We start from the raw sequence: 17440 nt of genomic DNA, 5'->3' as shown, positions 1-17440 counted from the left end.
CCGAAGGCCGTATCGAGAACCTCGCGCGGCCGTTCGACCACCGCGGCGCGGCATTCCGCGAGAGCGGTGGGCCCGAGGCAGTTGCGGCTCCCAAGTTCGCCGCCCGGCGGCTGCCAGGCCAGGACGACCCACAGCTCCGCGTCCCGCACGCGAGTCTCCGCGGCGGCCTTGTGCAATGCGGTCGGACTCCCCGGAGTGCCCGTGGCACCGACCACGACTTTCGCACGGCCTCTTCCCTCTCCTCGGCGTTCACCCGTTGCCAGGGAAGGCCGCGGCAGAGGCCGAGGGCCGGTTCTTGACGGCTTATCTCACGCAGATGTCCCCAACCGACACGGAGTCCTGACGTCGCCCCGGTCGGGGCCGTCAGTGATCCGTATGGACTTGGCCCGCCGCCGTAAAGGTCCCGTCATGGGGTGGCCGTAGGTGCGTGCGGGCGGGGATAGCTTCGTTGTCGTGCCCTGGACCGCCTCCCCGCATCCGGGGCCTCAACCGTCACTCGTGGTTCCTCTGGGAGGGCCCCCATGTGTTTGTTCCAGTACGAAGACGACCCGGAGCCTGAAGAACGCGTCCCGGCCGGGCCCCTGTACGTGCCGGTCCTGCCGGGAAGGTCGGAGGTCGTGGTACGCCTGTTCCGCACCCCGCTGGGAGCGCGTACGGCGGTGGGCTTCACCAGTGCGGACCGGCTGGCCGCGGCGCTCGGCGCCGGCCACCACTGGATCCGGCTCTCCGAGTCCGCGCTCCGCGCGATGGCCGAACCGATCGGAGCGTCGCTGGTGACCGTCGACCCGACCCTCACCGCTCCCGCGGTCACCGGGACGACTGCCGGGGCGGCCACCGCTCCGGTCCCGCGGGCTCCCGAGACCGTTGCCCGGATCGTCTGAAGGGAATCGCACCATGACCATCGCTTCCCTCTGCGAGATTGCGGCCCGTGCCGGTGAACTGTCCGTGTGGCCCGCCTCCACGACCCGGCTTCCGCACGGTGACGTGGCCGTCGGCGGGGTGTCCCTGACGGAGATCGCCGACCGGTTCGACACCCCGGCCTACGTTCTGGACGAGGGCGAGGTCCGCGAGCGGTGCCGCGCCTACCGCGCGGCCCTCCCCGAGGCCGACGTCCTCTACGCCGCGAAGGCCTTCCTTTCCCGCGCGATGGTGCGCTGGGTGGACGAGGAAGGTCTGGGCCTGGACGTCTGCTCCGCCGGAGAGCTGGAGCTGGCCGTCACCGCCGGCTTCCCGCCCGAGCGGATCGTGCTGCACGGCAACGCGAAGTCGCCCCGGGACATCGGGGCGGCGCTGCGGCTCGGCGTGGGGCGCATCGTCATCGACGGGCCGTCCGAGATCGCCCGGATCGCGGCCGCCGTCGGGCCGGACGGGCACCAGAAGGTGCTGGTGCGGGTGGTACCCGGCGTCTCGGCCGGGGGCCACGAGAAGATCCGCACCGGTACGGAGGACCAGAAGTTCGGCCTCTCGCTCGCCGACGGCTCGGCGCAGGACGCCATCGCGCGCGTACTCGGCCAGCCGCAGCTCGAACTGACGGGCCTGCACTGCCACATCGGCTCCCAGATCACCGAGGTGGAGCCCTACCTCGTCGCCCTGCGCCGCATGGTCGGGCTGATGGCCCGCATCCGTGACGCGCACGGCGTCGTCCTGCCCGAGCTGGACATGGGCGGCGGCCACGGCATCGCCTACCGGCCCGGCGAGTCCGCCCTCGACCTCACCGCGCTCGCCCGCGGCCTGCGCGCCGAGCTCGGCGAAAGCTGCGCCGCCGCGGGCCTGGCCGTGCCCCGGCTCGTCATCGAACCGGGACGTGCCGTCGCCGGTCCGGCAGGGGTCGCCCTGTACCGGGTGCTCGCCGTCAAGCACACCGGCGAGAAGGTGTTCGTCGCCGTGGACGGCGGCATGAGCGACAACCCTCGGCCCGCCCTGTACGGGGTGCGCTACGCGCCCCGCCTGATCGGTCGGCACTCCACCGCCGACGCCCGCACGGCCACGGTCGTAGGCCGGCACTGCGAGGCAGGGGACGTTCTCGCGGCCGAGGTGGAACTGCCGGGCGACATCCACCCCGGTGACCTGCTCGCCGTACCGGTGGCGGGCGCGTACCAGCTGTCCATGGCTTCCGGTTACAACATGGTGGGACGTCCCCCGGTGGTCGCCGTCCACGAGGGCACGTCGCGGGTGCTGGTCCGGCGCGAGACGCTGGAGGACCTCCGCAGCCGGGACATCGGCAGCTAGGCCCTGCCTTCACGGCTGGTAGACGAGCTCGATCACGATCGCCGCGATCACGCCCCAGACGCCGATGCCGAGGAGCCACAGGGCGTCGAGGACGGCACCTGTGGCGATGAGGGTCAGACCGGCCGCCGTGAGGGCGAGTACGGTCCGGCGGATGGCCCGGTCGGGGCGCGAACGAGTGGTCACATCAGTGAGAATCCCGCCCGGCTCTCGTCATGGCGAGGGTCGGGCGGGATTCCTGGCGACCTTTTGACGTGGGTGGCTCAGCCGGCGTGGACATGGGGGCGTCGGGTCCGGTCCGGTTCGGCTTCCCGGATGACCTCGCGGGTGACCGGGGCGACCTCGCCCTGGCCGAAGAGGAAGAAGCGGAAGAAGTTGGCCATCGGGTTGCCCTCGGTCCACTCGAAGTAGATGTGCGGGCGCTGACCGGTCTCGTCCCGTACATGCAGGAGCAGCGCGGCCAAGGCGTTGGGGATGCTGGAGCTCTCCAGGGTCAGGACGCGGTAGCGGTCGTGCAGCACTTCGCCGCGTACGCGCATGCCCGATTCGAACTCGGAGGCGTCCAGGACGGTGACCTCGACGAACATCACGTCGTCCCCGGCGGGGATGTCGTTGTCCGCGCGGATCTGTTCCTTCTTCTGCCGGTATTCCTCGCGGTCCCGGTTGTCGGGTTCGTTCGCGATGAAACGGATCGTGCGGTTGGCGGTGTCGCGGATGAACCGTTGTGCCATGTCGTCGAACTCGATGTGCGTGACGCGCAGTTCGAAGACCCGGGCCAGACGGGAGAGGAGGGACAGGGCGATGATGCCGCCGATGAAGCAGGCGCCGATCTTCACGCCGTCCGGCCGCTCGACGATGTTGACGGCCGTCGTGTAGATGAAGACGGCCGAGATGACGCCGAAGCCGATCGTCCAGCCGCGCTCCCCCGCCCGGCGCGCGGCGATGGTCACGGCGACCGCGGCCGAGGTGATCAGGACGAGGACACCGGTGGCGTAGGCGCCGCCCTGGGCGTCGACGTCGGCGTCGAAGATCCAGGTCACGAGGAAGGCGACGAGGGTGAACACGATGACCATGGGGCGCAGGGCGCGGGCCCAGTGCGGGGCCATGCCGTAGCGGGGCAGGTAGCGCGGCATCAGGTTCAGCAGGCCCGCCATCGCGGAGGAGCCGGCGAACCACAGGATGAGGATCGTGGAGATGTCGTAGACCGTGCCGAAGGCGGAGCCCAGGTACTCGTGCGCCAGGTAGGCGAGGGCGCGTCCGTTGGCCTCGCCGCCCGGCTCGAACTGGGCGGCCGGGATCAGCAGGGTCGTGATGAGGCTGGAGCAGATCAGGAAGACGCTCATGATCACGGCGGCCGTGGTCAGCAGCTTCTTCGCACCACGGATCCGTCCTGCCGGCTTCTCGGGGGTGTCGTCGGGATCGCCCTTGACGTGCGGCATGACCGCCACGCCCGTCTCGAATCCCGACAGACCCAGCGCGAGCTTGGGGAACACGACGAGCGCGATGGCGATCATCATGAAGACGTTGCCGTGCTCGGTGGTCAGCGCCGTCGTCCAGTCGGTGATGACCTGCGGCTGCGTGAAGACGTGCCACAGCCCGACGGCCACGACGACGACGTTCAGGCCGAGGTAGGTGACGACCAGAACGACGGCGACGCCGATGGCCTCGCTGAACCCCTTCAGGAACACCCCGCCCAGGAGCGCGATCAGGATCAGGGTGATCAGCACCTCGTGGCCGTGCAGGGTGCTGGTGAGGTGCGGATTCTCCACCATGTGCGCGGTCGCGTCGGCCGCAGAGAGGGTGATGGTGATGAGGAAGTCGGTGGCCGCGAACCCGAGGAGGGTCAGGACGAACAGCTTCCCCTTCCAGAACGTGAGCAGCCGCTCCAGCATGGCGATGGAGCCCTCGCCGTGCGGGCTCTCCTCCGCGACCCGCCGGTAGACCGGCAGCGCCCCGAAGAGGGTGAGCAGGACGAGCACGACGGTCGCCAACGGCGACAGCAGCCCGGCCGCGAGGAACGCGATGCCGGGCTGGTAGCCGAGGGTGGAGAAGTAGTCGAGACCCGTCAGGCACATGACCCGCCACCAGGGTCGGCCGTGCGGCTGGGCGGCCGCCTCCTTGGCGGCGGGCGAACTGTTCTCGGCGGTCAAGCCTTCCAGCATCCACGCACGCAGGCGTGACGTGCGGGCAGGGGTGGCCATCGTGGGGGGCTCCTGTCGTACGGCAAGGAATCAGCCATCGACACCGACGGCTGAGCAAGCGTACGCAAACTGATCCTTTATACACGTGAGCGACCAAACCCTGACGCATCCTTAACGCGATCAGGACCACCTGTGGCGTAGCGGACGTGCTCCCCTCGCCCCGGAAACCCACCTGCCGGGCCGGTATGTGGGTGCCCTCGTGACGACGGGCGGATGGAAGGCGTCAGGACCGCGTGAAGGGGGCGTCAAGGAGCGGCGGCTCGGCCTTCGCGACGATGCGGAAGCGGAGGCGGCAGATGACCGCGTCGGTGTCGCGCCGGACCGCGTGGGCGACGACGGAGCCGCGCTGGTTCTGGAGCAACCGCTGCCACAGGCGGGCGGGTTCGGTCTCCGGGATGAGGACCGTCACCTGGGCGTCCGGCTGGGTCCGCGCGAGCGTGCGGACGTACGCCGCTACGGGGCGGCCCAGCGAGCGGGTCTCCGAGGAGATTTCGATCAGATCCACGCCCGGCTTCCACAACTCCCAGTCCCGGCGCAGGGCTTCGGCGGTCCGTCGGTCTTCGACCGTGGGGTGGGTGACGGTCACGGCGAGGACCTCGTCGCCGAGGGAGCGGGCGGCGGTGAGGGCCTGGCAGGTCAGGCGGGACAGCCCGGAGACGGGAACGACGACGAGCGAGTGGGACCGGTGCGGCGGTTGCGGGACGCGTCCCAGTTCGAGTCGCTCGCCGATCTCGCCGTAGGCCCGGTGGATCTTCTCGAAGGCGAGGACGATCAGCGGCAGGGCGAGGACGATCAGCCAGGCACCTTCGGTGAACTTGGTGGCGGTGACGACCACCGCGGAGACACCGGTCAGGAGCGCGCCGAAGCCGTTGAGGGCGGCCTTGGTCCGCCAGCCCTTGGGGCGCTGGCCGTACCAGTGCCGGACCATGCCGACCTGGCAGATGGTGAAGCCGACGAAGACGCCGATCGCGAAGAGCGGGACGAGGGTGTTGGTGTCGCCGTCGGAGAGGACGAGCAGGGCGGCGGAGACGAGCGCCAGCCAGACCACGCCGTGGCGGTGGACCTGCCGGTCGGCCTTGAGGGCGAAGACGTGCGGCAGGTGGTTGTCCCGGGCCAGCAGGCCCATCAGCACCGGGAGACCGCCGAAGGAGGTGTTCGCGGCGAGCGCCAGCAGCACCATGGTGGCGAACTGCACGACGTAGAAGGCCGCGGTGTGCCCGAAGGAGGCGTCGGCGAGCTGGGCGAGGACGGTCACGCCCTCGACCGGCTGGAGGTGGAATCGGCCGATGAGGATGGACAGGCCGATCAGCATGACGCCGAGCAGGGCGCCGAGGGCCACCTCGGTGCGCTGGGCGCGTCGGGCGGCCGGGGCCCGGAAGGACGGCACGGCGTTGGCGACGGCCTCGACACCCGTCAGCGCCGAGCAGCCGGCGGCGAACGCCTTCAGCAGCAGGAGTGCGCCGACCGCGGTGGCACCCTCCCCGAGGGCGGAGGCGTGCCCCGCCGCGGAGGCGGTGCTGACCGGGCCGTCGCGGAAGAGACCGACGCTGATCATCGCGAGGATCGATCCGACGAAGAGCGCGGTCGGAACCAGGAACGCCTTGGCGGAATCGACGACCCCGCGCAGGTTCACGGCGGTGACCAGGAGCAGGACCGCGAGGCAGATCCAGACCCGCTCCCCGTGCAGGCCCGGGAAGGCCGAGGTCAGGGCGGCGACACCCGCGGTGACGGAGACGGCGACGTTCAGCACGTAGTCGAGGATCAGCGAGGCGGCCGCGACCAGGCCGGCCCGCCGGCCCAGGTACCGCTCGGCCACGGCGTAGGACCCGCCGCCGTCGGGAAACGCGGCGATCACCTGCCGGTACGAGGCCACCAGTACCGCCAGCAGGGCGGCGATCGCGAGGGTGACGGGGAGGGTGAACCCCATGCCGTAGGCGCCCGCGGCGGCCAGGACGAGCACGATCGACTCGGGCCCGTACGCCACGGACGCCATCGCGTCGAGCGACAGCGCGGCGAGGCCCTGGAGAGCGGTCAGCCTGTGGCGGTCCCCGGCTTCGGTGGCGCTGGTGTCCGGGGGCTCCTCCTGGCCCGGTTCCTGAGCGACCGCGGTCGGTTCTCCTACGTGTATGGCCATGTCGCCGGTCCCTCCGAATGAGCAAAGTGAGGACAGCGTCGAAGACGCACGGCGCGGCGCCCAGCACCCTTGGCGCACTCCATACGTCCGACCGGCCACTCTTCACGCGTTCCATACGCGCAGGTGGAACCGCCCGCCTTGCCGAGGACGGCGGCTCGCCCGAGCCGCGGGCCGTCGGCGGCGGGCACCACCCTGGACACGGCGGGCCTGCCTCACCAGGTCTTATGCCCTGCGGGCGGCCTGCACCGTCAGGGCGGCGTCAAGGGTTCCCGTGCCCCCGTATGGACCCCGTCAAGACGTCTTAACACCTGGGTGAAGACGCGGTTGTCTCGTCATCGGCCATCTGGCTGATTCATTTCTTCCACTCAACTCAGGAGCTCGCGATGGCCGATCTGGCCTTCGTCGTCACCACGGTCGCGGTGTTCGCGCTGGTGGCTCTCATCGCCCGGGGGGTGACCAAGCTGTGACTGTCGAAAACGTCGTCGGTCTCGTGGTGGCCGTTTCTCTGCTCGGCTACCTCGTCCTCGCCCTTGTGTACCCGGAGAGGTTCTGAGCATCGATATGAGCCCCGTAACCGCTGGTGTGCTCCAGATGCTCGCGCTGATCGCCGCGCTGGCTCTGGCGTACCGTCCCCTGGGCGACCACATGGCCCGGGTCTACTCCTCCGAGAAGCACTACAGGCCGGAGAAGTGGATCTACAAGGTCATCGGTGCCAACCCGTCGGCCGAGATGCGCTGGCCCGCCTATCTGCGTGCCGTCCTGGCCTTCTCGGCGGTCAGCGTCCTCTTCCTCTACCTGATGCAGCGGATGCAGGGCAGCCTGCCCGGTTCGCTCGGCTTCTCCTCGATCGACCCGGACCAGGCCTTCAACACCGCCGCCTCCTTCGTGGCCAACACGAACTGGCAGTCGTACTACGGCGAGCAGGCCATGGGCCACGTCGTGCAGACCGGCGGCCTGGCGGTCCAGAACTTCGTCTCCGCCGCCGTCGGCATGGCCGTCGCCGTGGCTCTCGTACGGGGCTTCTCGCGCTCCCGCACCGGCGAGCTCGGCAACTTCTGGTCCGACCTGGTCCGCGGCACCGTCCGCATCCTCCTGCCGATCTCGGTGATCGGCGCGATCGTCCTGGTCGCCTGCGGCGCCATCCAGAACTTCGCCGGTATCCACGAGGTCGGGCAGTTCATGGGCGGGACCCAGCAGTGGAACGGCGGGGCGGTCGCCTCGCAGGAGGTCATCAAGGAACTGGGCACGAACGGTGGCGGCTACTTCAACGCCAACTCGGCCCACCCCTTCGAGAACCCCAGCCCCTTCTCGAACCTGTTCGAGGTCTTCCTGATCCTGGTCATCCCCTTCGCGATGACCCGCACCTTCGGCCGCATGGTCGGCAACCTGCGCCAGGGCTACGCGATTCTCGCCACCATGGGCGTCATCTGGATCGGCTTCACCGCGCTGATGATGTGGACCGAGTTCGCCCACCACGGCCCGGCCTTCGAGGTCTCCGGCGGCGCGATGGAGGGCAAGGAGACCCGGTACGGCATCGCCGCCTCCTCGATCTTCTCCGTCGCCACCACGCTCACCTCGACGGGCGCGGTCAACTCCTTCCACTCCTCCTACACGGGCCTGGGCGGCGGCATCCAGCTGCTGGGCATGCAGCTCGGCGAGATCGCGCCCGGTGGTGTCGGTTCCGGCCTCTACGGCATGCTGATCATGGCGATCATCGCGGTGTTCATCGCCGGGCTGATGGTCGGCCGGACCCCCGAGTACCTGGGCAAGAAGATCAGCACCCGCGAGATCAAGCTCGCCGCCTGCTACATCCTCATCACGCCCGCCCTGGTGCTCTGCTTCACCGCGGCCGCCATGGCCCTGCCCACCCCGGGCAACTCCATGACGAACTCCGGCGCGCACGGCTTCTCCGAGATCCTCTACGCCTACACCTCGGGCGCCAACAACAACGGCTCGGCCTTCGCGGGCCTGAACGCCGACACGCAGTGGTTCAACAGCACCATCGGCATCGCCATGCTGCTCGGCCGCTTCCTGCCCATGGTCTTCGTCCTGGCGCTGGCCGGCTCGCTCGCCGAGCAGAAGCCCGTTCCCGAGACCGCGGGCACCCTCCGTACCGACAAGCCGCTCTACGCGGGCCTGCTCGTCGGCACGATCCTCATCATCACCGGTCTGACCTACTTCCCGGCCCTGGCGCTGGGTCCGCTCGCCGAAGGGCTCGCATCATGAGCACCGCCACACCGACCCGTGCTCCGCACGACGACCTGCCGACCGGCCACAAGCCGCCCGCCGGCCGCGTCGGCGGGGGGCTGTTCGACCCCGAGGCACTGCTGAAGTCCTTCCCGGACGCGGTCCGTAAGCTCGACCCCCGGATCATGATCAAATCCCCGGTCATGTTCGTGGTCCTGATCGGCTCGGTCGTCACGACCGTCCTGGCGATCGCGGACCCGACGAACTGGTTCGGCTGGGCGATCACCGTCTGGCTGTGGCTGACCACGATCTTCGCCAACCTCGCGGAGGCCGTGGCCGAGGGCCGCGGCAAGGCCCAGGCCGACACCCTGCGCAAGGCCAAGACCGACACCGTCGCCCGTCGCCTGGGCCAGGACGGCAGGCGCGAGGAGCAGGTCCCCGGTACCGATCTCAAGATCGGCGACCTGGTGGTCTGCGAGGCCGGGGACATCATCCCCGGCGACGGTGACGTCGTCGAAGGCGTCGCGTCCGTGGACGAATCCGCCATCACCGGCGAGTCCGCCCCGGTCATCCGCGAGTCGGGCGGCGACCGCTCGGCCGTCACCGGCGGTACCAAGGTCCTCTCGGACCGGATCGTCGTCAAGATCACGACCAAGCCCGGCGAGACCTTCATCGACCGGATGATCGCCCTCGTCGAGGGTGCGGCCCGGCAGAAGACGCCCAACGAGATCGCGCTGAACATCCTGCTCGCGTCCCTCACCATCGTCTTCCTGCTGGCCGTCGTCACCCTGCAGCCGTTCGCGATCTACGCGGACGCCGAGCAGTCGATGATCGTCCTCACCGCGCTGCTGGTCTGTCTGATCCCCACCACCATCGGCGCGCTCCTCTCCGCCATCGGCATCGCCGGCATGGACCGCCTCGTCCAGCGCAACGTCCTCGCGATGTCCGGCCGGGCCGTCGAGGCCGCCGGGGACGTCTCCACGCTGCTGCTCGACAAGACGGGCACCATCACCCTCGGCAACCGCCAGGCCTCGGAGTTCGTTCCGGTCAAGGGAACGACGGAGGCCGAGCTGGCCGACGCCGCCCAGCTGTCGTCACTGGCGGACGAGACCCCCGAGGGCCGCTCGATCGTGGTCCTCGCGAAGGGCAAGTACGGCCTGCGCGAACGCCACCGGGGCGAGCTCTCCCAGGCCGAGTGGATCGCCTTCACCGCCCAGACCCGTATGTCGGGTGTCGACGTCGACGGCAGGAAGGCCCGCAAGGGCGCGGCCGGTTCGGTCATCACCTGGGTGAGGGAGCGGGGCGGCCGGGTCTCCGACGACGCCGACCTCCTCGCCAACCGCATCTCCGAGGCCGGCGGCACCCCGCTCCTGGTGGCCGTGGAGGACGAGGAGGGCGCCCGCGTCCTCGGTGTCATCCACCTCAAGGACGTGGTCAAGGAGGGCATGCGCGAACGGTTCGACGAGCTGCGCCGCATGGGCATCAAGACGGTCATGATCACGGGTGACAACCCGCTGACCGCGAAGGCCATCGCCGAGGAGGCGGGTGTCGACGACTTCCTCGCCGAGGCCACCCCCGAGGACAAGATGGCCCTCATCAAGCGGGAGCAGGCGGGCGGCAAGCTGGTCGCGATGACCGGGGACGGTACGAACGACGCCCCGGCGCTGGCCCAGGCCGACGTCGGTGTCGCGATGAACACCGGTACCTCGGCCGCCAAGGAGGCCGGGAACATGGTGGACCTCGACTCCAACCCCACCAAGCTCATCGAGATCGTCGAGATCGGCAAGCAGCTGCTGATCACGCGTGGCGCCCTGACCACGTTCTCCATCGCCAACGACGTGGCGAAGTACTTCGCGATCATCCCGGCCATGTTCGCCGTGGTCCACCCGGGCCTCGACAAGCTCAACATCATGGGCCTGTCGTCGCCGAACTCCGCGATCCTCTCGGCCGTCATCTTCAACGCGCTGATCATCATCGCGCTGGTTCCGCTCGCCCTCAAGGGAGTCCGGTACCGGCCCACCAGCGCCGACAAGATGCTCCGCCGGAACCTGGGGATCTACGGACTCGGCGGCCTGATCGCCCCGTTCATCGGCATCAAGATCATCGACATGCTCATCTCCCTCATCCCCGGGCTCGCCTGAATTAGGAACGTGCTGATCCGCCATGAACAACTCTTTGAGCAACACAGCGCGCCTGATCGGCGCGGGTCTGCGGGCCCTGCTGGTTCTGACGGTGATCTGCGGAGTGCTCTACCCGCTGGCCGTCACCGGGATCGCCCAGGCCCTCTTCGACGACAAGGCCAACGGCTCCGAGATCAAGGACAAGAGCGGCACCGTCGTCGGCTCCTCCCTCATCGGGCAGACCTACAACCAGCCCAAGCACAACCCCGACGACCCGGATGAGGCCGCCAAGCCCGACCTCAAGTGGTTCCAGCCGCGCCCCTCCAACGGCCTCGGATCCAACAGTGTCAACACCCAGTACTCGCTGATCCTCTCCGGCGCCACCAACCGCTCCGCCGACGACGGCGCGGTGGACGGCCGGTGCACCGAGGACGCCGAGGAGGGGACGCTCTGCGCCCAGGTCATCGCCGCCAAGGCGGCCGTCATCGCCGACAACTCCACCGCGGGCCACGAGGTCAAGCCCGAGGACGTACCGGCCGACGCCGTCACCTCCTCCGGCTCGGGCCTCGACCCGGACATCTCCCCGCAGTACGCGAAGATCCAGATCCACCGCGTCGCCGAGCAGAACGGGCTCGACGTCAATCAGGTCGAGAAGCTCGTCGCCGACCACACCACCGGCCGCACCCTCGGCTTCATGGGCGAACCGCGCGTCAACGTCCTCGCACTCAACACCGCGCTCAAGGCACTGACCCAGCGCTGATGGGGCGGCCGCGAACACGGACACGGCCTGTGGAGCGCTCCCCCGTAGGAGCGCTCCACAGGCTGTCGGTTTCCGGCCGTCAGCTTCCGGTGGTCCCACCGAACTCGGTGGTCAGGATGTCGCCGAGGACGCCCAGGCCGCTCCAGTCGCCGTTGACCTGGCCGGTGAGCAGGTGCTTGCCGTCACGGGAGCCCATGGCGCAGGTCCACGAACCGTACGTCGCGCCCGCGTTGCCCCAGACCGTGACGCCGGACGGCAGTGCCCAGGAGAACACGCCCAGGCCGTAGCGGGTGCCGGGGATCCACGGGACGGGTCCTGTGGTGTCGACGGTGGTGAACATCTCCCGCTGCTGCTCGGCCGGCAGCAGGTGACCCTGGAGCAGCGCGCCGAAGAAGCGCTGCAGGTCACCCGTGGTCGAGATGACGCCGCCGGCCGCCCACGCGAAGGACTGGTTCATGTCGGTCGCGTCGTGGATCTCGGGCTGTTCATCGGAGGCGAAAAGGGTGGAGTAGTGCCGGGTGTGCGGCCCTTGGATCGTCGGTTCCGTGCCGGGCAGGTAGGTCCCGGTCAGCCCCAGAGGGTGGACGATCCGCTGGGTGAGCGCGTCGGCGAACGTCCCGCCCGTGATCTTCTCGACGATCAGGGCGGCCAGGAAGTAGTTGGTGTTGGAGTACAGGAAGGCCTCCCCCGGTGCGAAGGACGGCGGCGTGGCCAGACCGATCCTGATCAGCTGCTCGGGGGCGTAGGTGTCGTAGCGGTGCCGGAACCACGCCTCGCCGATGCCCTTCGTGAAGAACTGTGCGTCGTTGCCGTAGTTGAAGATGCCGCTGGTGTGGTTGAGCAACTGCCGGATGGTGATCGCCCGGCCGTCGTAGCCGTTGCCCGCCACCATCCCGGGCAGCCACTGCTCCATCGTGTCGTCGAGGCCGAGCCGGCCTTCGGCCGCCAGCTGCAGGACCAGCGTGGCCGTGAACGCCTTCGTGGTGCTCCCGATCCGGAACCGGTCGGACGGCCGGCGTTTCTCCCCGGTTCCGGTGTCGCGGACGCCTGCCGAGCCGAACCACGCGCCATGGCCGTCTCGTACGTCGACGACGATGCCGGGAGCGCCGCCCGGGGCGGTGGCGCGATCCAGGACGCGCTGCAGTGCGGAGCGGTCGGGGGTGGCCGTGGTGGCCGCTGCGGTCGCCTCGGTGGGGAAGTGACTGGTCATGTCGGTGTTCCTTTCAGGAGTTCGGGTTCGGTTCGTCGGATCGGGAAAGGGGTATCAGCGCGCCGGGCCGGCGGGCTCAGGGAGTCCGGCCCGTTGCACCGTGGCGCGTTCGGCCGTTGCCCGCTTGGCGGTGACGATCACTCGTGCGGTGGTCGCCACGGTGAGCAGCAGTACCGCGACGAGGGCGAGGAGGGTGGCGGTGTCCGGATGGATCAGGGACTGTCCGCGCCAGGCCTGCCAGGTCACCACCGCGACCAGTCCCGTGTAGCCGAGGGCGGCACTGCCGACCAGGCGGGCCCGTACCTTCTCGTCCCGCAGCCAGACGCGCTCGGCGGCCAGGGCGGCCAGTACCGCGGCGATCAGGAGGAGTACCTGGATGCCGTGCAGGGCGAAGAAGTGCGGTACCCGGAAGTCGCCGCCGGTCACGCTCCAGTTGGTGAGCGGCATCCCGTGGCCGTCGGGGTCGCCGATGCCGTGGCCCTGGTACATCTGTACGGAGTGACCGTTGGCGTCCGTCACCGTACGGGAGTGGATCTCGGTGACCATCCAGAAGACCGGTACGACCATGCCGAAGGTGGCGAGCGCGAGGCCGGCGCGGATGGCGCGGTTCAGTGCCGCTCCGCCGGTGCGCTGGATCAGGACGACGACCGCGAGGACCAACTGCGCGATGACGATGACCATCACGCCGAAGGTGAGGAGCGGGACCAGGGCCACGGTGACCGGGTCGGTTCGGTCCGCGTTGAAGTGGCTGAAGGTGCCGCGCGCCGCCTGGGCGGTGATGGCTCCCACCTCCACGGTGGCGGCCACCGCGAAGACGGTGCCCAGCAGGCGGCCCAGCCTTCTGCCCCTGACCAGCTTCGTCAGCAGCCAGGCCAGCGTGGCCGCGTAGAGGCCGAAGGCGAAGCCGAACTTGAGCGGCTTCACCCACACCGACTCGCCCAGCAGGGTCCGTCCGTCGACGACGGTACCGACGGCGGAAACGAGCACCAGGCCGAACATGAGCGCGGCGCAGACCACCAGCGGCCGGTGCCGGCCACGCACGGGTGTGGGTAAGGACGTCATGAGGGGCTCCGATCAAGGCGACGGGCAGCCCTCGTCCGGGCCGGCTCGGTTCGCATCGCTCGTTCGCGAATGACTAAAAGCTAAATTGCTTTCACTTTTTCGTCAATTAGAAAGACGACCCTGTCGGCAAATGTGCAGGTCACGGCGTGAAACTCTTGCAATGGCAGTGAAGTCGAATGCAAAAGCAGCTGAAGAGGATTTGCAATGACCTGGTCGCGAAAGCAATACTGGCCGCACACGCGGACCTGACACGGAGGCAATGCCGATGCCCGGAGGCAGACTGACCCACCACGAACGACAGGCGATCGCCGAGGGGTTGAGGGAACGACTCAGCTACACCGACATCGCCGGGCGCCTGGGCCGGCCCATCTCCACCGTCACCCGAGAGGTGGCCCGCAACGGCGGCCCCACGGCCTATCGGGCCGACGCGGCCCATCGCGCCACGACCGGACGCGCCCGACGCCGCAAGCAGCCCACACCCCCGGCCGCCGCGCCGACCGCGAGCGACACGCACGGACGCGACCCGCAGGCCGTCCTCGAACTGGAGGAACAGTTCACGGCGATGATGGTCGGTACGGGTCTGCCGCGGATGACCGCCCGGGTACTGACCTGCCTGTACATCACCGATGGAGGCAGCCTGACCGCCAACGAGCTCGCTCAGCGTCTCCAGGTCAGCCCCGCCTCCGTCTCCAAGGCCGTCGGCGAACTCGAACAGCAGGAACTCATCAGGCGCGAACGCGACACCGGTCGGCGACGCGACCGGTACGTCATAGACGCCGACGCCTGGTTCCGCGGCTGGATGGCCAGCGCCCGTCAGAACGCCATGCTGGCCGACTTCACCCTGCGCGGCGCCCAGGTCCTCGGCGCGACGACACCCGCCGGCACCCGGATGCAAGACATAGGCCACTTCTTCGAACACGTCGGCCGGGCCATGATCGAGGCGGCCGAGCAATGGCGGCAGGCCGACGTCGAAAGGCGGAGCACACCCGACTGAGGCGTCGGAGAACCGCTTCCCTTCGCCCGGCGGGGATACTGGCCGCCATGCGCATCCGCATCGACGCCGTCGACCTGCCCGGCCTCGTCTGCCCGCCCGACGCACAAGCCGGCGACCGGACGGCGTACCGCAACGTCCATGTCGCCGTGCAACGCCGGAACCGCCCGGCCGAGCTCCTCGATCCGCAACCCGGCAACGCCGCCACCGCGACCTGGACCCTGGAGTGCACCGCGACCGCCTCGCCGGCCGGCCTCGACATGAAAGGGCCTTACGTACAAGGCGGTCCCGGGGGCCGGTTCATCTATCTGTCGTGGGGCGCGGTCGACGAAGCAGGCGCCTTCGGCATGTTCCGCCGCGCCGAACTCATGCTCGACGCCGTACCCGCCGAGGCGCTGGTTGCGGTCGGCCGCGGCTGCCTGCTGGTGGGCAGCCTCGGCCTGACCGACGCGTGTGGCGCACCGCTGTGCGCACGGGTCGTGCCCCCGACCATCACCTGGAGTGCCGCCCCGTAGAAGCGAGCCGGGACTCCGATGCGCCCTCCCTCGTCACGGTGGTGGGCCGGCACTGCGAGGCGGGCGACGTACGGGCGGCCGAGGTGCTGCTGCTCGCAGACGTACGGTCCGAACTCCCGCCTCTACTGCACCTGACGTGCGAGGGCTTCGGCCAGGGCGCCGACCCGGGCGGGCTCCAGTGAGCTGCCTCCCGACTTCCCGATGCCGATCAGCAGGGCCGCGTCCCCTTCGCCGTCGAGCTTCAGCCGGACGGTGGCGACGTTGCCGCTCCCGGTCAGGACCGGCTCACCGGCCTTGGCTTCGTCGGCCTTCTTCATGTACGCGATCAGGTCGTCGAAGGACATCCCGGCCTGCTGTTGGACGAGCGGTGCCAGCGTGGCGCTCGCCTGGGGCTTGCGCGTGGCGATGGTGTGCACATCCACGTCCTCCGTGCCGATGTGGAACGTGCAGCTCACCAGCGCACCGGGGTTCTGGGCGAACGGCCCCTCGAGCTCGGCCCGCTTGCCACCTTCGCCGGTGACGGCGGGCCCGTCCGCACCCTTCACGGACCCCGGTCCGGCCGCCGTGTCCACACCTGCGGTCTTGGCCGCCTTGGCGATGTCGTAGGACAGTGGGCACGTGTCCGTCCCGTCGGGCGCCATGCCGTCGACGGTCTTGGTCAGCCCGCTCAGGCTCAGCGGCGGCGCACCGCCACTCTGACAGGCGGCCAGTAGAGCGGCTGCTGTCACGGCGGTGATCGCCGGTCCGTACCGACGGCGGTCTATCACGTGTGTGTCCTCACTGTTCGCGGGGTGCCGGCGGAGCAGCCGTAGCGTTCGCCGACGACGTCGAGGAAGCTCTTGAACGACTCGTCAGAGGTCGGCGTACCGGGGGTTTCGAGGGCAGAGGTGCAACTCCGGCCCAGCTCCGAGGAGAAGTATGTCGGTGTGCCCGAGCAGTCGGTGACCACGTGCCTGGTACCGAAGCCCGACACCGGCCGGCCATCCCTCGGCCGCGAGCAGGGACGGATGCCGCGCGACTGAGCACGGCAGCGGGACCCCGGTGGGTCTGCGGCCCGGGCCGGCGGTCCGGCGCATGCCCGGAGGGCGAAGCCGCGGTTCTCGAAGCGGAGGTGGTGCGTGACGGAACGCGAAGCCACGGCCTCGCAAGCGAAGGGTGCGCCCCGGAAGGCGGCGACCGGTGTCTCATCCCGACCCCGGGCCCGCGTCATGCGCGGCCGATCGCCACCGCTGTCACCAAGGGCTCCGCACCCGGATGCCGAGGGCCCGGACGCGGTTCTGGGCCTGCGGGTCGAGCTTCAGCAGCAGGTCCTCGCCGACGACTCCGTCGCGCTCCCAGATGGTGCAGAGGGTCTCCAGGCCTGCTTCGGCGACCTCCGGCTCGGCGTCGGCCGAGGTCCGCACCAGGGCTTCGACGACCGGCCGGCCCTGCAGTCCCGCGACCGCCCGTGCCGTCCGGGCCCGCTGCTCCGCCGGGACGGCCGGGTCGGCGAGCGAGCGCAGCACGTCCGCCATGTCGTGGGCGTCCTGGCAGGGCATCACCCACACCAGGTAGACGAGTTGCGCGCAGAGCACGATCAGGTACTGCAGTGGTACGAGCAGGGCCACGGGCAGCAGCAGAAGCAGGGGCAGCACGATCAGCCCGCCGCCCCGGATGCGCGAGGGACCACCGGTCGGCGGCTCGAACCGCCGTCCGGCCAGCAGGATGAGTACGAACATGGTCACGATCGTCAGGAGCGGCACCACGATCAGCCCGCTTCCGAGCCCCGCGCCGAACGACGCCCAGAAGGGATCGTCGCCCAGAACGGGCAGCACCAGGGCCGCGGCCACCCAGCCCAGAGCGGCGGTCAGGACGTAGCGCTGTAGGCAGACCAACAACCATCTTCCCGTACTCATGGCAGCTTCCTCGTCTCAACGGCTCTTCGTACAGGCGCCCTTGGCCCATCTCCGGTCGTCACGGTACTTGCGGGAGAGGCCGTTGGGACCGTCGGGGCCGAGTCCGAGATCAGGACCCCCTTCCGGACCGGAGCGCTCC

At 69.7% G+C, this 17440-nt stretch carries 15 protein-coding genes; 8 read left to right on the top strand and 7 right to left on the bottom strand.

Translation table 11 applies throughout. The annotated features are described in order from the left end of the window. Positions 1-521 precede the first annotated feature (521 nt). Together OG624_RS36270 and lysA are read left to right on the top strand one after the other, a co-directional pair. A complete protein-coding gene (locus OG624_RS36270) occupies positions 522-881 on the top strand; it encodes an SAV_915 family protein (RefSeq protein ID WP_033215908.1) in 360 nt (119 codons plus the stop codon). Positions 882-894: 13 nt separating this feature from the next. Then, a complete protein-coding gene (lysA, locus tag OG624_RS36265; protein ID WP_161291115.1) occupies positions 895-2229 on the top strand; it encodes a diaminopimelate decarboxylase in 1335 nt (444 codons plus the stop codon). Between the two features lie 9 nt (positions 2230-2238). Here lysA and OG624_RS36260 read toward each other — a convergent pair whose 3' ends face one another. The 3 genes from OG624_RS36260 to OG624_RS36250 all read right to left on the bottom strand — a co-directional run bounded on the left by OG624_RS36260 (position 2239) and on the right by OG624_RS36250 (position 6561). Continuing rightward, complete coding sequence (locus OG624_RS36260) at positions 2239-2412, bottom strand: hypothetical protein (protein WP_158711746.1); 174 nt, start codon at positions 2410-2412, stop codon at positions 2239-2241. A gap of 77 nt (positions 2413-2489) precedes the next feature. After that, entirely contained in the window at positions 2490-4427 is a 1938-nt protein-coding gene (locus tag OG624_RS36255) for an amino acid transporter (RefSeq protein ID WP_371589339.1), read from the bottom strand. A 223-nt stretch (positions 4428-4650) separates the two neighbouring features. Then, positions 4651-6561 carry an APC family permease gene (locus tag OG624_RS36250; RefSeq protein ID WP_371640392.1) on the bottom strand — a complete coding sequence of 637 codons (1911 nt, stop codon included), beginning with the start codon at positions 6559-6561 and terminating at the stop codon, positions 4651-4653. Positions 6562-7024: 463 nt separating this feature from the next. On the opposite strand from OG624_RS36250, the gene kdpF reads away from it, so the two are divergent. From kdpF to OG624_RS36230, 4 genes are read left to right on the top strand one after another with little or no spacing between them, the layout of a single operon-like run. Next, a complete protein-coding gene (gene kdpF / locus OG624_RS36245) occupies positions 7025-7114 on the top strand; it encodes a K(+)-transporting ATPase subunit F (RefSeq protein ID WP_037860493.1) in 90 nt (29 codons plus the stop codon). A gap of 8 nt (positions 7115-7122) precedes the next feature. Continuing rightward, positions 7123-8787 (top strand): potassium-transporting ATPase subunit KdpA, encoded by a 1665-nt coding sequence (gene kdpA, locus OG624_RS36240; RefSeq protein WP_371594113.1) that lies wholly within the window; start codon positions 7123-7125, stop codon positions 8785-8787. Then, on the top strand, positions 8784-10889 hold the full coding sequence (gene kdpB / locus OG624_RS36235; RefSeq protein ID WP_371640391.1) for a potassium-transporting ATPase subunit KdpB: 2106 nt from the start codon (positions 8784-8786) through the stop codon (positions 10887-10889). Before kdpA ends, kdpB begins: the two co-directional genes overlap by 4 nt. Before the next feature lie 22 nt (positions 10890-10911). Continuing rightward, a complete protein-coding gene (locus OG624_RS36230) occupies positions 10912-11628 on the top strand; it encodes a potassium-transporting ATPase subunit C (RefSeq protein ID WP_371640390.1) in 717 nt (238 codons plus the stop codon). A 79-nt stretch (positions 11629-11707) separates the two neighbouring features. Here OG624_RS36230 and OG624_RS36225 read toward each other — a convergent pair whose 3' ends face one another. Next, entirely contained in the window at positions 11708-12838 is a 1131-nt protein-coding gene (locus OG624_RS36225; protein ID WP_371640389.1) for a serine hydrolase domain-containing protein, read from the bottom strand. Between the two features lie 54 nt (positions 12839-12892). Further along, a complete protein-coding gene (locus tag OG624_RS36220) occupies positions 12893-13900 on the bottom strand; it encodes a hypothetical protein (RefSeq protein ID WP_371640388.1) in 1008 nt (335 codons plus the stop codon). Positions 13901-14165: 265 nt separating this feature from the next. On the opposite strand from OG624_RS36220, the gene OG624_RS36215 reads away from it, so the two are divergent. Both OG624_RS36215 and OG624_RS36210 read left to right on the top strand, forming a co-directional pair. Next, positions 14166-14894 (top strand): GbsR/MarR family transcriptional regulator, encoded by a 729-nt coding sequence (locus tag OG624_RS36215; protein ID WP_033215905.1) that lies wholly within the window; start codon positions 14166-14168, stop codon positions 14892-14894. A 47-nt stretch (positions 14895-14941) separates the two neighbouring features. Continuing rightward, entirely contained in the window at positions 14942-15406 is a 465-nt protein-coding gene (locus OG624_RS36210) for a DUF5990 family protein (RefSeq protein ID WP_371640387.1), read from the top strand. Between the two features lie 122 nt (positions 15407-15528). Here OG624_RS36210 and OG624_RS36205 read toward each other — a convergent pair whose 3' ends face one another. Further along, the gene (locus OG624_RS36205; protein ID WP_051762708.1) at positions 15529-16173 is read right to left on the bottom strand and encodes a hypothetical protein; all 645 of its coding nucleotides are present in this window, start codon (positions 16171-16173) and stop codon (positions 15529-15531) included. Positions 16174-16638: 465 nt separating this feature from the next. Beyond that, positions 16639-17301 (bottom strand): hypothetical protein, encoded by a 663-nt coding sequence (locus tag OG624_RS36200; RefSeq protein WP_371640386.1) that lies wholly within the window; start codon positions 17299-17301, stop codon positions 16639-16641. Positions 17302-17440: the final 139 nt, after the last annotated feature.

Source organism: Streptomyces virginiae (assembly GCF_041432505.1).
GTDB classification, from domain to species: domain Bacteria; phylum Actinomycetota; class Actinomycetes; order Streptomycetales; family Streptomycetaceae; genus Streptomyces; species Streptomyces virginiae_A.
The sequence above is the reverse complement of the archived record's forward strand: the minus strand, read 5'-3'. Positions and strand labels throughout refer to the sequence as shown.

Bases quoted from the DNA above. Each gene is read 5' to 3' on its own strand.
- OG624_RS36270 (WP_033215908.1), top strand. From the start codon at position 522: ATGTGTTTGTTCCAGTACGAAGACGACCCGGAGCCTGAAGAACGCGTC.
- lysA (WP_161291115.1), top strand. From the start codon at position 895: ATGACCATCGCTTCCCTCTGCGAGATTGCGGCCCGTGCCGGTGAACTG.
- OG624_RS36255 (WP_371589339.1), bottom strand. From the start codon at position 4,427: ATGGCCACCCCTGCCCGCACGTCACGCCTGCGTGCGTGGATGCTGGAA.
- OG624_RS36250 (WP_371640392.1), bottom strand. From the start codon at position 6,561: ATGGCCATACACGTAGGAGAACCGACCGCGGTCGCTCAGGAACCGGGC.
- kdpA (WP_371594113.1), top strand. From the start codon at position 7,123: ATGAGCCCCGTAACCGCTGGTGTGCTCCAGATGCTCGCGCTGATCGCC.
- kdpB (WP_371640391.1), top strand. From the start codon at position 8,784: ATGAGCACCGCCACACCGACCCGTGCTCCGCACGACGACCTGCCGACC.
- OG624_RS36230 (WP_371640390.1), top strand. From the start codon at position 10,912: ATGAACAACTCTTTGAGCAACACAGCGCGCCTGATCGGCGCGGGTCTG.
- OG624_RS36225 (WP_371640389.1), bottom strand. From the start codon at position 12,838: ATGACCAGTCACTTCCCCACCGAGGCGACCGCAGCGGCCACCACGGCC.
- OG624_RS36220 (WP_371640388.1), bottom strand. From the start codon at position 13,900: ATGACGTCCTTACCCACACCCGTGCGTGGCCGGCACCGGCCGCTGGTG.
- OG624_RS36215 (WP_033215905.1), top strand. From the start codon at position 14,166: ATGCCCGGAGGCAGACTGACCCACCACGAACGACAGGCGATCGCCGAG.
- OG624_RS36210 (WP_371640387.1), top strand. From the start codon at position 14,942: ATGCGCATCCGCATCGACGCCGTCGACCTGCCCGGCCTCGTCTGCCCG.
- OG624_RS36200 (WP_371640386.1), bottom strand. From the start codon at position 17,301: ATGAGTACGGGAAGATGGTTGTTGGTCTGCCTACAGCGCTACGTCCTG.